At 58.8% G+C, this 16856-nt stretch carries 15 protein-coding genes; 10 read left to right on the top strand and 5 right to left on the bottom strand.

Annotation, left to right across the window (positions count from 1 at the left end):
- The first annotated feature begins 95 nt into the window (after positions 1-95).
- Together CRD13_RS10430 and CRD13_RS10435 are read left to right on the top strand one after the other, a co-directional pair.
- Positions 96-341: a hypothetical protein gene (locus CRD13_RS10430; protein WP_005510313.1), complete on the top strand. Its 246-nt coding sequence runs from the start codon at positions 96-98 to the stop codon at positions 339-341.
- Positions 342-734 (top strand): RNA-binding S4 domain-containing protein, encoded by a 393-nt coding sequence (locus tag CRD13_RS10435; protein ID WP_080969602.1) that lies wholly within the window; start codon positions 342-344, stop codon positions 732-734.
- Here CRD13_RS10435 and CRD13_RS10440 read toward each other — a convergent pair.
- The 3 genes from CRD13_RS10440 to CRD13_RS10450 all read right to left on the bottom strand — a co-directional run bounded on the left by CRD13_RS10440 (position 682) and on the right by CRD13_RS10450 (position 6057).
- Positions 682-1848, bottom strand: a complete 1167-nt coding sequence (locus CRD13_RS10440; protein WP_070603108.1) for a GTP pyrophosphokinase family protein — start codon at positions 1846-1848, stop codon at positions 682-684. The genes CRD13_RS10435 and CRD13_RS10440 overlap by 53 nt on opposite strands.
- Positions 1838-4300 (bottom strand): malto-oligosyltrehalose synthase, encoded by a 2463-nt coding sequence (treY, locus tag CRD13_RS10445; RefSeq protein ID WP_187401578.1) that lies wholly within the window; start codon positions 4298-4300, stop codon positions 1838-1840. Before treY ends, CRD13_RS10440 begins: the two co-directional genes overlap by 11 nt.
- A 113-nt stretch (positions 4301-4413) precedes the next feature.
- Positions 4414-6057 carry an exonuclease domain-containing protein gene (locus tag CRD13_RS10450; RefSeq protein WP_187401579.1) on the bottom strand — a complete coding sequence of 548 codons (1644 nt, stop codon included), beginning with the start codon at positions 6055-6057 and terminating at the stop codon, positions 4414-4416.
- A 323-nt stretch (positions 6058-6380) separates the two neighbouring features.
- On the opposite strand from CRD13_RS10450, the gene CRD13_RS10455 reads away from it, so the two are divergent.
- The gene (locus tag CRD13_RS10455; protein ID WP_005510305.1) at positions 6381-6623 is read left to right on the top strand and encodes a HigA family addiction module antitoxin; all 243 of its coding nucleotides are present in this window, start codon (positions 6381-6383) and stop codon (positions 6621-6623) included.
- Between the two features lie 296 nt (positions 6624-6919).
- On the opposite strand, the gene glgX is transcribed toward CRD13_RS10455, so the two are convergent.
- On the bottom strand, positions 6920-9061 hold the full coding sequence (glgX, locus tag CRD13_RS10460; protein WP_187401580.1) for a glycogen debranching protein GlgX: 2142 nt from the start codon (positions 9059-9061) through the stop codon (positions 6920-6922).
- Positions 9062-9335: 274 nt separating this feature from the next.
- Here glgX and CRD13_RS10465 point away from each other — a divergent pair, with 274 nt between their 5' ends.
- The 5 genes from CRD13_RS10465 to CRD13_RS10485 all read left to right on the top strand — a co-directional run bounded on the left by CRD13_RS10465 (position 9336) and on the right by CRD13_RS10485 (position 14659).
- On the top strand, positions 9336-10832 hold the full coding sequence (locus CRD13_RS10465; protein ID WP_070841042.1) for a methylmalonyl-CoA carboxytransferase subunit 5S: 1497 nt from the start codon (positions 9336-9338) through the stop codon (positions 10830-10832).
- A 23-nt stretch (positions 10833-10855) separates the two neighbouring features.
- Complete coding sequence (locus tag CRD13_RS10470) at positions 10856-12469, top strand: acyl-CoA carboxylase subunit beta (RefSeq protein ID WP_187401581.1); 1614 nt, start codon at positions 10856-10858, stop codon at positions 12467-12469.
- Positions 12469-12774, top strand: coding sequence for a hypothetical protein (locus tag CRD13_RS10475; protein ID WP_187401582.1), 306 nt, complete (start codon positions 12469-12471; stop codon positions 12772-12774). Before CRD13_RS10470 ends, CRD13_RS10475 begins: the two co-directional genes overlap by 1 nt.
- 71 nt (positions 12775-12845) lie before the next feature.
- Positions 12846-13205 (top strand): biotin/lipoyl-containing protein, encoded by a 360-nt coding sequence (locus CRD13_RS10480; protein WP_016422964.1) that lies wholly within the window; start codon positions 12846-12848, stop codon positions 13203-13205.
- A gap of 89 nt (positions 13206-13294) precedes the next feature.
- Positions 13295-14659, top strand: coding sequence for a Na+/H+ antiporter family protein (locus tag CRD13_RS10485; protein WP_187401583.1), 1365 nt, complete (start codon positions 13295-13297; stop codon positions 14657-14659).
- A 40-nt stretch (positions 14660-14699) separates the two neighbouring features.
- Here the strand turns inward: CRD13_RS10485 and CRD13_RS10490 are convergent, their stop codons facing one another.
- On the bottom strand, positions 14700-15398 hold the full coding sequence (locus CRD13_RS10490) for a TetR family transcriptional regulator (RefSeq protein WP_239271831.1): 699 nt from the start codon (positions 15396-15398) through the stop codon (positions 14700-14702).
- A gap of 161 nt (positions 15399-15559) precedes the next feature.
- Between CRD13_RS10490 and bioB the strand changes: the two genes are divergently transcribed.
- Together bioB and CRD13_RS10500 are read left to right on the top strand one after the other, a co-directional pair.
- Positions 15560-16567 (top strand): biotin synthase BioB, encoded by a 1008-nt coding sequence (bioB, locus tag CRD13_RS10495; protein WP_016422961.1) that lies wholly within the window; start codon positions 15560-15562, stop codon positions 16565-16567.
- Positions 16554-16856 (top strand): hypothetical protein, encoded by a 303-nt coding sequence (locus tag CRD13_RS10500; RefSeq protein ID WP_048734678.1) that lies wholly within the window; start codon positions 16554-16556, stop codon positions 16854-16856. Before bioB ends, CRD13_RS10500 begins: the two co-directional genes overlap by 14 nt.

The raw sequence follows: 16856 nt of genomic DNA on the forward strand, positions 1-16856 counted from the left end.
ATATCTAGCAGGTTTGCTATAGCTGTAGAAATTTTTCCCGAATTGTACGCCCTATCGACCTATGCGATGCGTCAGGGCGACCAGAACGCTCTAATATGTACTCCATGAGCTATCTTCAGCCCCAACCTCAGAACCCCATTGAGCTCCGCAAGAACGCGGTGCGAAAGTACTCCCGCAATGCCGTTGTATGGGCAGGCAGTGGTGTCGTCGGCGGTGCAGTGCTCGGACTTCTAGCCGGAAGCATGTCTCTATTCCTCATCCTGGCAGTAGTCGGCCTGGTCGGTGGTTTTCTCAATTGGCAAAAGGTTCAGCGGATTGTGAACTACAAGGATCCGCAGTAAATGCCTGCTCAGCAGCAATTGTCTACCGAGCCAGTGCGTATTGATGCCTGGATTTGGGCGGTCAGGTTGCTGAAAACTCGCTCATTGGCCGCAGATGCGTGCCGTGGCGGCCACGTCAAAGTCAACGGCGAAGCCGTGAAACCCTCAGTTCTGGTCGTTCCAGGGGATAGAGTGCGACTGTGGGCAAACCACCGCGAACACATTGTTGAGGTCACCAAGACGGTGAAGAAGCGGGTCGGAGCTCCGGTGGCCAGGCAGTGCTATATCGACCACTCTCCGCCGCCGCCCCCGAGGGAGATTCTCGCATCGATGCCGACGCGCGACCGCGGTGCCGGGCGGCCTACGAAGCGCGATCGCCGTCAGCTCGATCGTCTTCGGGGACGTCGCTCATAGGCATCCCGGCCTCCGCTAGTTGCTGCAACCGTGCGCGCAAACGGGCTGGTCGACGCTTCGGGTTATGGCTGGTATCCGCAGTGGCCTTGATGTGCTTTTCACCGCGAGCCGCTAGTAGTAGGTCATCGATAACACGCACATGGCCTGGGTTAAAGCGGTACTTCATGGCCTTGCTTACCGCGCTGAGGCGCTGCGGATTAAGTAGCTCTCGCAGCTGCCCGACAGTGCGAATGCCATTGCGCTCCAGCAGTTCTTCTGCCCAGCCGTAATGTTCTGATTTCGATCGGGGCGCATCTGGAAGCAGCATCGTCAGCACGCCGGGTAGGGTTTCCTCAGTCACCACAATGTCATCGGCTGTGGTCTTTGCCGGAGCTGAGGGCTGTTTGCCCTCTCCCTGCGCGGAATCGTCCGGCGTGGATTCCTCCAGCACGGCAACGACTTGGTCGAACTGCTGATCCGCGAGCTCAATAAGGCCAGCGGCCAGCGCAAAAGCTCGATCAATCCGCGGGTCTGTCGCTCCCTCAGGGGCCTTATAGCGAATATCGTGCTCAAATTCCGCCCACGCATGCTGCAGCACAGTGCGCAGTTGCACCTCAAACTGCATATCCGCATATGGAGCTAGCTCTGACGGCGCCGCCGTCGACACCTTGCAGATCAAGTGCTGGGAGCCGTATCCCAACCGGCCGCTGATTCGTGTCTCCGCGGTTTTGTCAATCCTACGCAGCACAGTCAGCGAATCTCCCAGCGCATCCATGATCGCGGGAATCTCCGTCGAATGGTACGTGGTTACACGCACACCGATGATGTCGTGGATATCGTGCCACGGGTCAGGGTAGACGTAGTTGCCGTCCGCTTCACGACGCAGGGCCTTCTGCCGCAATGAGCGGAAAGACTTCACCCGCGCCGTGACATTGTCAAAGGCCAAACCGGCATCGGAGAGAATCTCTTTAATCGCATCGACAAAGTCCTGCGCGGCGGTGGGGTGCCGAGTTGCCCACGAGTCGTACTTCGACTGCAGCGCACGTGTAACCTCTCGATCCTCCGCCAACTGAGCCTTGCGGGTCTGATCGCGGGAACCGTCGGCAAGCGAATCCTTCATTCGATTAGTCGTCATCGTCCTCGCGTACCAGCAGTGCTACTGGGAAGGAGCTGAACAGAGAAGCCACGGCGATGGTGCCGGACCAGGTATGGCCGGTGAAACGGTCGGTCCAGAATCCCTTGGGAAGTGTCACTGTAGTGTCGCCCCAACCGCCTTCGCGTTGCAGCCCCAGCGGACGGCGCGTCACCAGCGCGATAACATCTTCCGGCTCGCCCTTCGGTCCACGTGCTGCACCGACCAAATGACGCTCGCCGACACCCACGGCGAATACTGGCTGGTAGGCGCCGCCGACGAAGGACTCCGGGCGTTCCGCACGCAGCTTCACTCCGTGGTGAGTCACCATCAGCTTTGCGACGTCCGCATCGGCATCCGTAAAGTCCTCCGGCAGCTCAGCTGGGTGCTCTGGACTCTTAGTTACCGACGTGACCTCATCGCGGGCAACCTTATCCAGCGCCGCGACGCGCGCATCGTAGTCGACGAAGCGGCGGTTGTCGGGATCGACCAGGGAGTCCTCTGTGAACTCCGTCCCCTGGTAGGTATCGGGGATGCCGGGGCCGACAAGCTGGAGGAGCTTGCGCGACAGTGACGTGGTCAGGGCAGCTGGCGCAATGGAGCGGACGAACTCTGTGATGGAGTCGGTCAGGGGGCCGTCGAGAAGCGCGTCGATCCAGCTGCGGATGCCGAGTTCGAACTCCTCGACCGGCTCCGTCCAGGAGGTGTGCACATCTGCCTCGCGGATGGCCTTAATGGCGTAGTCGTGGAGGCGGTCGCGCAGTTCATCGGTAATTACGCCGTCGGTCGGCCAGACTCCGATGATGTTCTGCAGCAGGAAGTAGCCGGTGGCATCGTCCGGGGCGGGGGTGATGGCCATCCAGTTGCGGACATTTTCAGCCCAGTCGCCGGAGACATCGGAGAGCTGGAGGATGCGGGCTCGGACATCTTCGCCGCGCTTGGTGTCGTGCGTGGACAGCGTGGTCATGGTTCGTGGCCAGAGGCGAGCACGTTCCGACTGCAACAGGTGGAACTCCGCCGCCGACATGCCGTAGCGACCCAAATCACCGCCGACTTCGTTCAGGCTGATCAGGCGGCAGGCGCGGTAGAAGGTGGTGTCTTCGACACCCTTTGCCATGACCGCACCACAGACCTGCGCGAACCGCGTGGCGGCCTCACCACCGGCTACCAAACCTGCCGAAATGAGGTCGAGAGCAAAGACACGCGAGGGGAAACGCGCTGCCATTTCACCAATGACCGTGGAAGCCACTCGTGACAGGGAGACATAGTCCGAACGGTAGACAGGCATGGCAGCGACCAGCTTGCAGATGGTGTCGATAAGTACCTCATCGCTGACGCTGGTACCGCTGATAGACCAGTTATCGCGGCGCAGGGCACGTGCTAGACGACGAACCTCCGCAGCCAACTCGTGAGCAGCGACATCGTGCTTGAGAGCCTGCGCAGTTGCCTGCACGGCAGTCTTGTCCCAGGTTGAACCGGACTGCTGCAGAGCCAACATGCTCATGGCGTCTCGGGAGTCGCGGTTGACGAAGACATTGTCGAACTCACGCAGGGCGTCGTAACCCGTGGTGCCGTCAACCTGGAGCCTCGGATCCAGTGGCTCTTCGGCACCCAGAATTTTCTCGATAACCAGCCACTTGTCATCGCCGAGTAGACGGCGCAGCTCACTGAGGTATCCGAATGGGTTGCTGAGGCCATCCGGGTGGTCAATGCGGACACCGTCAATGATGTCCGCTGCCAGCAGCTCGCGGATGATGCGGTGTGTGTGCTCGAATACCACCGGGTTTTCCTGGCGGATGCCGGCCAGACCGTTGACGCTGAAGAATCGACGGTAGCCAATGACCCCGTCCTTCCAGTACATCAGGCGATAGGCCTGGCGATCATGTACTTCCTGCGGGGTGCCGTCCTCGGTGCCCGGGCGCACCGGGAATGCATTGTCGTAGTAACGCAGAAGTGGCTCGTCACCAGACGTGTCGAGCTCCAGCTTGTCGATATCCTCCGGGGAGCCCAGAATCGGCAACCCCATCTTGCCGTTGGCACCGTTGTCCTCGTGCCAGTCGATGTCGAAGTATGGCTCGAACTGAGAATCCTTGCCATAGGTCAGAACGTCCCACCACCAGGCATTGAGCTTGGGCTCCTCAACACCGAGGTGGTTCGGTACCAGGTCGATAATGATGCCCAGACCGGCTTTGTGCGCCACCTGCGCGAGCTTCTGCAGCTCTTCCATGCCGCCGAGCTCCGGGTTCACCGTCGTCGGATCGATGACATCGTAGCCATGGTTAGACTCCGGTACGGCGGTGAGGATAGGCGACAGATACAGATGTGAAATTCCGAGGTCTGCCAAGTAGCCAACCTGTTCAGCCGCGTCAGCGAACGTGAAAGCGCGCCCGTTTGGGTCGGCCTTGGGGCCACGGAGTTGGAGACGGTAGGTGGACGTAATTGGTCGGCGACTCATGTTCCCCTTTATACCGCCCACCAGGAAAAGCTGCTGCCTGACCGCTGTGGCTGCAGCTAGCCCCAGAGTCTGCGCCCGCCGTCCGAATGCGAATTTCTTCTCGTGAACGTTGCCTAGAAGGGTGGCATTCCGTCATCGCCGGGCAGGGAAGTAGAACCGAACAACGGAACCGACTCACTGGAGTTGTCCCCGGCGCTGGCGCTCGGTGTCCCGTCCGCAGTGTCTCCTGCTTCGGACGCTCCATCCTCTTCCGGATTCAGCCCAAGTGCGGTGAAGAGCTCCTTCTCAGTCCAAATCTGGATTTCCTGGCCTTCGGCCTGCAGCTGTCGAGCCCTCTTCTCCTTCGACGTCACCGAATCCCACGGACCGGCGACCAAAATGGTCGTTTTCTTCGTGACACCCTTATTGATATTCGCACCTGCAAAGGCGATCTTATCCCACAGAAAACCCTTGTCATACGGTGCAAAATCGCCGGTCAGTGTCACCCGCTGCTGGTACAGCAGGCCGCTTGGATCCGCGTCCGGATTCGGGTCTGGAATGGTGTCCGGTGTCTTTGCCGCATCCCATTTCGCATTGCGACGCGGCCGACGTGACGGCGCGGAACTGCCGGACTGCGCACCAGCACCAGCACCAGTTCCCGCGTTGGTCCCGGCGCCAGTGCTGGCGACACCAGCCGGGTCATAGCGCACCATCCGCACTCGTCCACTGCCAATCTGGCCCAAGCTCAGCGAGACCTTCTGGCTCAAATCAGCCACCGATGTTGCGCGCTGCTGCTCCATCAACCACAGCGCTACCTCAGCACATGCGACCGCATCTGCCGTCGCATCATGATGATTCTCCAGCGACGCCCCCGCGGCCTCCGCCAATGTCGGCAGCTTCAAATTGGGCAGCCCCAACTGCATCTGCCGAGCCCACATATAAGTACACGCAAAATTCAACTTCGGTGCTGGAATGCCTTCCGCCCGGCACGCCCGCGACAGGGCTGTGAAATCAAACCGCGCATTGTGAGCAACTACGTCCAAATCCCCAACGACGTCAACAAACTTCGCCAGCTGCTCCGGAAATGACGGCTCACCGGCCACATCCGCCGCCGTGATGCCATGAATCGCGACATTGGCTTCATCAAAATACTCCAGCCCCTTTGGCGGACGGCACATCCAGGAATAACGCTCCGTCACCTTCCCGCCACGCACGACCGCAACGCCAAGCTGAATAATCGAGCCGGTGTCTTCGTTCGCTGTCTCTACATCGAACGCCGCAAACGGTGCGATGTCTGACACCGCAACCTCATCCCCAGTAGGAAGCGGTGCAAAAGGCACGGAGTGCTTTACGACGTCGCCCGCGCCCTCAACCACACTCACGCCTTCGGTGACCGCCGCGCGCTGTGCCACCCACGGCATCAACGTGGAAGTAAAAGCATCTGCTGAGTTGTAGAACTCAGGATTCTTGGCTATCTCCGCCACGAGGTCTGCCAGCAACTGCGCTGCTGCCTGACGATGAGGCATCACACGGGCCTTTGGCAAAGCTACCCCGAGGTCTACCGTGCCGGGGAAAAAGCGGTTAGCCGGAGTGTAGACACCGTTTTTACTTGCCGATGCGACCTCCGCAACGTCGGCAAGCGGGAGGGGCTTCGCGGGGGCGGTGCTAGCCGTGTTGATGGTGTGGGTAAGGCGGAGCCCATCTGCGGTAATAGTCACCGTGTCGCCGGTGAGCTCGAAGACGACGGCGGGCTCGGAGGATGGCGTGGTCGTAGTCATGCACTAGATGGTAGCGCCGATGGCGGATTGAGCCCCATAGAGGCTGCGGTACCTGCGGCTCGCGCCGAGTACATGTGGCTTCCGAGAATGTGGAAATGCCCACAAAAATAGGAATATTTATGGAGCGTTCGGACAGTGGGGGTGTCTGTACCCCTGAAAACCACATGTTTTGGGGGGTTAAATGTCCGGATGCATTTTGAGCGGGCGCTCCTTATACTTTTCGACGAACGGCGGTAACTGGTCGTTCGAGCTTTCGAGCTCAAGCGAAAGGCAAAGCGGAAACAACGTATGCCAGTGAAGCGATGAAATAAGGAGTAAACATTTTGAGCACGCATCCTGTGCACCCTGGTTCTATCTTGAACGATAATTTCCTCGAGCCGCGACACCTCTCTATCTACCGACTGGCTCTTGCCATCGGCGTGCCAAGCTCAACTCTGGAGCGCTTTCGCACCGGCCGCACTGCGGTCACTACTGACCTCGCAAATCGACTGTCCGACTACTTTGACACCGAGCCGGAGTACTGGTTGAACTCTCAGGCGGAGTTCAATATGCGCGCATCTGCGTAAGAAGACTTCACGCCAGCTCGGCTCCCGCAGTGCTGTGTTGACCCAATGCGAGTTACTGACTGCGTTTATGGCTGGCGGCGGTGGGGCGATGCGAGTTACTGACTGCGTTTATGTCAAAAATGGCCCGAAAAATGGCCTGAAAGTGTCATAAACTCACACAGTTTCAAATTTGCAGCCCTCAATTTTTGCTACGTAACCCTGTTTTGAGTTGAACTCAGAGCCGAAAATCCCCTGTCAGTGGAAGAAAAGTCTTCCGCCGACAGGGGATTTTTGTGTAGGACCCAACGCGGACGCGGCTAGTGTCGCTCGATCAGCACGATGGTCGAACGGGCCGGCACGCGTAGCTCGCCTTCCGGCTCAACGATGCGCTCGCGAGTCGGTCGACCCGTAATCTCTGTGGTGTCGATGATGACTTCCCAGCTGTGTGCGTATTCGGTGCCCGGAATTTGGAACATGATGTCCTCGTGGTGGGCGTTGAAGCACAGGAGGAAGGAGTCATCTTCAATCCGGTGACCTCGGCGATCAGGTTCAGTGATGGCATCGCCGTTGAGCCAGACCATCAACGACTTGCCGAAGTCGAAGTTCCAGTCATCGGTAGTCATGACACGACCCTCATAGGTCAGCCAGGCAATGTCACGATCATCGGTTTCCGCACCGAGCGGGCCACCGCGCAGGAAGCGGCGGCGCCGGAAGACTGGGTGTTCTGCACGCAGTTCAGTCAGGAACTGGGTGTATTCGACCAGTTCAGAGTTAGTACGAGTCTGATTCCAGTCCACCCATGACAAACGGTTGTCCTGACAGTAGACGTTGTTGTTGCCCTTCTGGCCACGTCCCATTTCGTCGCCATGGCTAATCATCGGAGTGCCCTGGGACAGTAGGAGAGTGGTCAGGAAGTTACGATGCTGACGGGAGCGCAGAGAAAGAACGCGCTCGTCGTCGGTCGGGCCTTCCACACCGCAGTTCCACGAACGGTTGTGGGACTCGCCGTCGCGGTTGTCCTCGCCGTTGGCCATATTCTGCTTCTCGTTGTAGCTGACCAAGTCGTTGAGAGTGAAACCGTCGTGCGCGGTCACGAAGTTAATCGACGCAGTTGGGCGGCGGTCATTGTTTGCATACAGGTCCGAGGAACCGGTGATACGCGAAGCGAACTCGCCGAGCGTGGATGGCTCACCGCGCCAGAAGTCGCGGATAGTGTCGCGGTATTTACCGTTCCATTCAGTCCACTGCGGTGGGAAGTTACCGACCTGGTAGCCGCCTTCGCCGACATCCCACGGCTCTGCGATGAGCTTGACCTGGCTGACAATCGGATCCTGCTGCACCAAGTCAAAGAAGGCGGAGAGGCGATCCACATCGTGGAATTCTCGAGCCAGGGTGGAGGCCAAATCGAAGCGGAAGCCGTCGACATGCATCTCGGAGACCCAGTAGCGCAGCGAATCCATAATCAGCTGCAGGGAGTGCGGGTGGCGCACGTTCAGGGAGTTACCGGTGCCGGTGTAGTCCATGTAGTGCTGGCGGTCACCCTCGACCAAACGGTAGTAGGCCTCGTTGTCGATGCCTCGGAAGCAGATGGTTGGGCCCATGTGGTTGCCCTCAGCGGTGTGGTTGTAGACCACGTCGAGGATAACCTCAATCCCCGCATCGTGAAATGCGCGCACCATGCCCTTGAACTCGCTGACTGCGCCGCCTGGCTTTTGGGAAGCCGAGTAGTCCTGGTGTGGCGCCAGGAAGCCGAAGGTGTTGTAGCCCCAGTAGTTGCGCAGCCCCTTTTCACGCAGGTGGTCGTCCTGGAGGAACTGGTGGACAGGCATCAGTTCGATAGCCGTGACACCAAGGTCCTTGAGGTAGTCAATGATCGCCGGATGAGCGAGACCGGCATAGGTACCGCGTAGCTCCTCCGGAATCTCCGGGTGAGTCATGGTCATGCCCTTGACATGGGCCTCGTAAATCACGGTCTCGTTGTACGGCGTGCGAGGTGCGCGGTCAGCGCCCCAGTCGAAGAATGGGTTGATGACCACGGAGGTCATGGTGTGTCCCAGGCTGTCCTCGGTGTTGCGCTTCGAGTGGTCATGAATGTCATAGTTGAACAGTGATGGGTGACCGTCGAATTCGCCGTCGAAAGCCTTGGCGTATGGGTCGACCAGCAGCTTGTTGGGGTCACAACGCTTACCGTTTGCCGGATCGAATGGGCCGTGTACACGGTAGGCGTAGCGCTGACCCGGCATGATGGACGGGATGTAGCAGTGCCAGATATGCGCATCGACTTCTTCCATCGCAATGCGTGTTTCTTCGCCTTCGGCGCTAATCAGACAAAGCTCCACCTTTTCCGCAACATCGGAAAAGAGCGCAAAGTTGGTGCCAGCGCCGTCGTAGGTAGATCCGAGCGGGTAAGGCTCACCCGGCCATACTTGATAATCGCCGACTGTATTTGCTTGGTTCATGTGACTACCTTAACCGCTTTGTAAAAAACATGAGCCATTTTCAGTCCCGTGTGGGCGCGCAAACCGTCCTATTCGTCGAGCGCACTTCGCAAAAACGACCCCCAGACAAAAAGTCGAGTTGAACGGTTAAGCGTGTAAAGTTCGCGCGAAAATAAGTATTTAACCCTGCAAGTGGGCAATTTGACACTCTAAACGCACCTTGGTGGGCGCCGAATCCCCAATATTCGCGGTCACCAACGCGCGAAGATTCCCAAAGGCCTTTACTTTTGGAATTATGAGTCCACGAACCATTGGTGTAACGGAAGTAGCGTTCCGAGACGCTCATCAGAGCCTCATGGCAACGCGAATGGCTATGGAAGACATGGTCGATGTCTGTGAAGAAATGGACAAGGCCGGTTTTTGGAGTGTGGAGTGCTGGGGTGGCGCAACCTTCGACGCTTGCATTCGCTTCCTCAACGAAGACCCCTGGGAGCGACTGCGGACATTCCGCAAACTGATGCCGAACAGCCGCCTGCAGATGCTGCTGCGCGGTCAGAATCTCCTCGGCTACCGCCACTACGAGGACATGGTGGTTGACAAGTTCGTCGAAAAGTCCGCTGAAAACGGCATGGACGTATTCCGTGTTTTCGACGCCCTCAACGATCCACGCAATCTCGAGCACGCCATGCGCGCGGTCAAGAACGTCGACAAGCACGCGCAGGGCACGATCTGCTACACGACGTCTCCGCTTCACGACGTCGACGGGTACGTTAAGCTCGCTGGTCGTCTACTGGATATGGGGGCGGACTCCATTGCGTTGAAGGACATGGCAGCGCTGCTGAAACCCCAGCCGGCTTACGACATCATCCGTGGCATCAAGGAAACTTACGGCGAGGACACCCAGATTAACGTCCACTGTCACTCGACCACCGGTGTCACCATGGTGACTTTGATGAAGGCCATCGAAGCTGGTGCGGATGTCGTGGACACAGCAATTTCGTCGATGTCGCTGGGGCCGGGACACAACCCGACCGAGTCGCTGGTGGAAATGTTGGAGGGAACCGACTACACCACCGACCTGAACATGGATAATCTGATCACCATTCGTGACCACTTCCGCAAGGTGCGTCCGAAGTACGCAGAGTTCGAGTCGAAAACCCTGGTCAATACCGACATTTTCATGTCGCAGATTCCTGGCGGCATGTTGTCGAACATGGAAAACCAGCTCAAGGCCCAGGGCGCGGGCGACCGCGTCGAAGAGGTCATGCGTGAAGTACCGATTGTCCGAAAGGACGCCGGTTACCCGCCGCTGGTGACTCCGAGCTCGCAGATCGTCGGCACGCAAGCTGTGTTTAACGTACTGATGGGACGCTACAAGGTTATGACGGCTGAGTTCGCCGACCTCATGCTCGGCTATTACGGGCAGTGCCCGGGTGAGCGCAACCCAGAGCTGATCAAGCAGGCAGCGGAGCAGACCAAGAAGGAAGAAATCACGGTTCGTCCGGCTGATCTCCTCGAGCCAGAGTGGGACGACCTGGTCGAGCAGGCCAAGGAGCTCGACGGTTACAACGGCACCGCGGAAGACGTCCTGACCAACGCACTGTTCCCATCTGTCGCACCGGGATTCTTCACCACGCGCGGCGAAGGGCCGAAGAACGTCGGTAAGACTGTCGAACAGCTCAAGCGCGAGGCAGAGCAGGCCTCTGGTGCAGCCAATGCCATTCGCGAGCCAATTCGCTACAAGGTCACCGTCGGCGGTCGCTCGCAGACCGTCCAGGTGGAACCCGCCTAGGAACATCGGGAGAAGAGATAGCAATGTCGCAAAGTTCAGCAAACCAGCCGACTTCGGCGGATGCCGTCGCGCCGGGCGTCGACGCCTCGATGGCGGAGCGCCTGGATTATTTGGATGCTCAGCGTCGCCGTGTTGAGGCCGGTGGCGGTGAAGCCCGGCAGGCAAAGCAGCACGAATGTGGGAAGATGACTGCCCGCGAGCGTATCGACAACTTCGTCGACGAGGGCACTTTCCGTGAAACCGGCATGTTCATGACTCACCGCACCACCGACTTCGGCATGGATACCGCCGATGCGCCTGCCGACGGTGTGGTCACCGGCACTGCCGCGGTTCTCGGCCGGGCAGTGCACGTGGCCTCCCAGGACTTCACAGTCATGGGTGGCTCCGCTGGTGAAACGCAGTCCCGCAAGGTTGCAGCCACTATGCGTGCCGCTGCCGACAACGGCACTCCGTTCGTGTTTATCAACGACTCCGGTGGTGCTCGCATTCAAGAGGGGATTGACTCTCTGTCGGGCTACGGCCAGGTCTTTTACAACAATGTCTGGCTGTCCGGTCTGGTGCCGCAGATTTCCATCATTGCAGGTCCATGTGCTGGTGGCGCTGCCTACTCGCCAGCGCTGACGGACTTCATCATTCAGACTCGCAAGGCACAGATGTTCATCACCGGTCCGGGCGTTATTAAGTCTGTGACCGGCGAGGAAGTCACCTCCGAGCAGCTCGGTGGCGCTGATGCGCACATGGCTAAGGCCGGTAATATCGACTTCGTTGCCGACGATGACGAGCAGGCCATCCTAATTGCGCAGAAGCTCTTAAGCTTCCTGCCACAGAACAACACAGAAGAGCCGCCGGTTGTTGATCCGGTATTCGATGCCGAGCCGGATCCAGAGCTCCGCGACATCGTCCCTGTGGACGGCAAAAAGGGCTACGACGTCCGCGAGGTCATCATCCGTATCGCCGACAATGGCGACTTCCTCGAGTGCCAGGCGGGTTTCGCCACCAACCTGGTCGTCGGCTTTGGTCGAGTTCTGGGCCGTACCGTGGGCTTTGTCGCCAACCAGCCGAACGTGATGTCCGGTGTGCTGGACATCAATTCCTCGGACAAGGGCGCAAAGTTCATCCGCTTCTGCAACGCCTTTAATATCCCGCTGGTCACCCTGGTTGACGTTCCTGGCTTCATGCCGGGCGTCACCCAGGAACACGGCGGCATCATCCGCCACGGCGCAAAGATGCTCTACGCATACTCCGCAGCGTCTGTGCCCAAGGTGACCGTCGTCATGCGTAAGGCCTACGGCGGTGCGTACCTGGCGATGTGCTCGAAGGACCTCGGCGCGGACTACGTATTCGCATGGCCGACCGCAGAAATTGCGGTGATGGGCGCAGAAGGCGCGGTCAACGTGGTCTTCCGAAAGGAAATTGCGGCCGCGGGCGACGAGGAAGAGCAGGCGCGCGTGCGCGACGAGCGTATCGCCGATTACAAGACACGCTTCTCGACGCCGTATGTCGCTGCCTCGCGAGGACTGGTCGACGACGTGATTGACCCGGCGGAAACTCGCCTGCGTGTGGCTGACGCACTGTCGGTTCTGCGTAACAAGCGTGAGGTTCGCCCGGCCAAGAAGCACGGATTGGGGCCACAGTAATGTCGGACAGCATCAGTGAGATTAAGGAGCTGCGAGCGCTCGTCGCTGAACTGACCGACCGGTTGGATGCGACCTCGACAAGCTTGCAGAAGGCCACCGCACGCCTGAATCAGGCAGAAAGCGAGTTGGCTGAACTGCGCAAACGCGTGGACGCAGATATCCCCGAGGACACTGTCATCGCCATTTCGGCAGCGGTGTCTGCGTACCTAGGCAATCGCGGCAAGGTGAAGGCAATTCGTTACAACCGCCACAAGACGTGGGCTGCGCAGGGCCGCCAGATCCAGCAGCAGCGCAACCTGCGTTAGTTGGAAATTTTCGATAACCGACTTATTTGAGCCTGACTCATTGACTTTTGCTACGTGAGGATTGTTGAGCCATGAAATTGAAAGTGACTGTCGGCGGCATTGCCTACGATGTCGACGTTGAAGTAGTTGAGGAGCCCAAGCGTCTTTCGCCCATCGTTTTGGGTGGGTCGTCTAGCGCTTCCGTTGAGCCGGCCACCGCTAGTGTCTCGGGTGTCTCCGCCAATTCGGTGGTGGCGCCACTGGCAGGTTCGGTCAGCAAGATTTTGGTCGAGGAAGGCCAGAAGATTGAGGCCGGGGAGGTGCTGCTCATTCTCGAGGCAATGAAGATGGAAACCGAGATTACGGCCCCGGCTGCAGGCACCGTCGGCTCTATTCATGTCGAAGTCGGCGACGCGGTGCAGGGCGGCCAGGGACTCGTCTCGATTGATTAGTCGCATTAGCCGGGGTGTAAAGATTTTGGGGTGAAATCTTTCTAGCCCCGGTTGCTGGAAATACTTAAGGTTGCCTTAATATTTTCCTTATGAATCCCGTTCTTCTCGCCGTTTTGGTGATGCTAATCCTGGCGGTCTGCCGGGTACACGTTGTGCTAGCGCTGTTTATTGGCGCCTTGGTCGGTGGTCTTTCCGCCGGTATGGGGCTCGATGCCACAATGGTTGCCTTCCAGGAAGGCCTCTCTGGTGGTGCGAAGATTGCCCTGAGTTACGCCATGCTGGGTGCCTTTGCCATGGCAGTGGCGTCCTCTGGGCTGCCCAAATTGCTGGCCGATTGGCTGATTGCCAAGATTGGCACAGAGGATGAAGGCGCTAAATCTAAGGCAGAAGCATGGACCAAGTGGGGTATGGTCGCCGGCATTTTGGCCATGGCGATTATGTCGCAGAACCTCATCCCAGTTCACATCGCGTTTATCCCGCTGATTATTCCGCCGCTGTTGCCGGTGTTTAACCGGCTCAACATCGACCGCCGAATGATCACCAGTGTGATGACCTTCGGTTTGATCACCACCTACATGTGGGTTCCGGTCGGATTCGGTTCTATCTTCCTGAACGACATTCTGCTGGGGAATATCGAGAATGCTGGTCTTGATGTTTCCAATATCAACATCATGATGACGATGGGCATCCCGGCTCTCGGTATGTTGTCGGGTCTGGCCATTGCCGTATTTTTCTCCTACCGGAAGCCACGGCATTACGAAGATCGGCCGATTGCCCAGTCCTCACACGCAGAAACCCAGTCTGACGAACCGGTGTCGAAGTACCGAGTTATCGTTGCTCTCGTTGCAATTGTGGTGACCTTCGTCGTCCAGATTGTGATGAATTCTATGGAGACCGATGCCGATCCATTGCTGATTGGTGCACTCACTGGTCTGGCAATCTTCATGCTCACCGGTGCCGTGCGCTGGCGTGAGGCGGACGACGTGTTCACCGCCGGTATGAAGATGATGGCCCTGATTGGTTTCATCATGATTTCCGCACAGGGCTTCGCCTCGGTGATGTCGGAGTCCGGCCAGGTCGAGCCACTGGTGACCGCTACTGCAGAGCTGTTTGCGGGCAACAAGCCTGCCGCTGCATTCGCCATGCTGGTCGTTGGTCTGGTGGTCACGATGGGTATTGGTTCGTCCTTCTCGACGCTGCCGATTATCGCCATCATCTATGTGCCGTTGTGTGTATCGCTGGGCTTCTCGCCGATGGCTACCGTCGCCATCATTGGTACTGCAGGTGCTCTGGGCGATGCTGGTTCGCCGGCATCGGACTCGACGCTCGGCCCGACGATGGGTCTCAATGCCGACGGGCAGCACGACCACATTCGCGATTCGGTTATTCCGACCTTCCTGCACTTCAACCTGCCGCTGCTGGCAGCTGGTTGGGTAGCAGCTCTGGTGCTCTAGCGCCGCGGCTTGACCGTGAGTGTGATTGCTCCAGCGGGGCTTAATGACCTGCGATTCCCTTAGTCCCCGCAACCCCCGCAATTCCGGCGATAAAGAGCTCGGTTCCCAGTGCAATGCGCTGGCGGCCGAGCTCTTTTGCCTGTGCAGCAGTATCTTCAGAGGAAGTCTCGACCTCAAGATCCTTATCATCGGCGTTCTCGCCACTGGTGTCGCCCTTGTTGGAAACGCCCTTGGCGCCGTTCAGGTCAAGCGCGATGGCTGTCTGCTGGTCGACTGTCGCACCGAGAATGAAGTACACGAGGACAGACGCGGTATCAGCCGCTGAGGGGGTGTTAATGGAGGTTTCGGGTGCATTCTCCAGGGCGTCGGCAAGCAGTTGTTCGGGGCGAATCGTGGCGGTGCCCGTAGCGAGTGCGGCCGAGACGACCTCGGCGCCATCCCGATGAGCGGTGAGGCAGGAGTAGAGCAGCTCGGCGACGGCTTCGATGTCGGCACGCCAATCGCCGGTGGCGGAAAACTCTGTGCAGGGAGCCAAGATGCGGTCAGCGACGGCACCCAGCAGTGCCTGCTTGGAAGGGTAGTGCCAGTACATTGCGCCAGCGGCGGTACCCAAGTGGCGAGTCAGGCGGCGGATCGTGAGATCGCCGAGTCCGTACTCGTTGAGAATGGTAAGAGCTGCGTCGACAATGATGTCCTTGGTCAATTGCACACTGCCTACCGTAGACGAAAGAAGAATCATCTGGAAGATGCCTTAAGGCTGAGATGCGGAGCGTAAATCCGCGACACGACGGGAATTGAACCCTGTTCGACATTCTGTAGCTGCGGTATTAAGTTTGATAACTGAACAACTTCTGAAACGGTGTTCAAGTTTTATCCCCAGCCTCAAGGAGCGTCACCCCCATGACTCAACAGCAGCAGGACATTTTGGAACTCGCCCGAGAAAAGGTGCTCGGCCGCGGTGAGGGGCTGAACTATGAGGAGACCCTGGCAGTTCTCAATCTCGATGACGACAGCATCGAGGATCTGCTGGCGCTGGCTCACGAGGTGCGCTTGAAGTGGTGCGGCGAAGAGGTCGAGGTTGAAGGCATTATCTCGCTGAAGACTGGCGGCTGCCCAGAGGACTGCCACTTCTGTTCGCAGTCGGGTCTGTTCGAGTCCCCGGTGCGTTCGGCATGGCTGGATATCCCGGCGCTGGTGGACGCCGCTAAGCAGACCGCAAAGTCGGGTGCGACTGAGTTCTGCATCGTTGCTGCAGTAAAGGGGCCGGACGAGCGACTGCTCAGCCAGATGGAACAGGCCGTCGCCGCCATTCAGGCAGAGGTGGACATTAATGTGGCCGCCTCTATGGGCATTCTGACGCAGGAGCAGGTGGATCGCCTGGCCAAGGCTGGTATTCACCGCTACAACCACAACCTCGAGACCGCCAAGAGCTACTTCCCGCAGGTCGTGACCACCCACACTTGGGAAGAACGTCATGACACCCTGCGTATGGTCGGCGAAGCCGGTATGGAGGTCTGCTGTGGCGGCATCCTGGGTATGGGAGAGACCCTTGAGCAGCGTGCCGAGTTCGCTCAGGACCTGGCGGAGCTCAACCCGACCGAGGTGCCGATGAACTTCCTCGACCCGCGTCCGGGCACTCCGTTCGCCGGTCGCGAGCCGATGCCAGCCAAGGACGCACTGCGTGCCATCGGTGCCTTCCGCTTGGCTCTGCCGAAGACCATCCTGCGTTTTGCTGGTGGTCGTGAGCTCACCCTGGGCGACCTGGGCGCAGAAAAGGGGCTGCTCGGCGGTATCAACGCTGTCATTGTCGGTAATTACCTGACCACGCTGGGCCGTCCGGCGGAGCAGGATCTGGACATGCTTGGCAAGGTACGACTTCCAATTAAGGCCCTCAATGCAACTGTCTAAGCCTCGGACATCTAGCCCGCGTGCGACGCGGGGTAAGAAAGTCGACTCCACGGAGCTGCTCCAGGCCATGGTGCTGGGAGACGATCCCAAGTTCGATCCTTTTACCGGCGCCGACCTCGAAGCTGGTGAAGTGCGCGAACGCTCCTATGGTGCAAAAGCTGGACTGGAGGCGCCTCGATTCTGCCAGCTCTGTGGGCGCCGGATGGTGGTGCAGGTGCGTCCGGACGGCTGGACTGCAAAGTGCTCGCGCCACGGCGAAGTGGACTCCGTTATGTTGGAGCAGCGATAA

The organism is Corynebacterium sp. LK26 (assembly GCF_014335085.1).
Taxonomy (GTDB): Bacteria; Actinomycetota; Actinomycetes; order Mycobacteriales; family Mycobacteriaceae; genus Corynebacterium; species Corynebacterium jeikeium_D.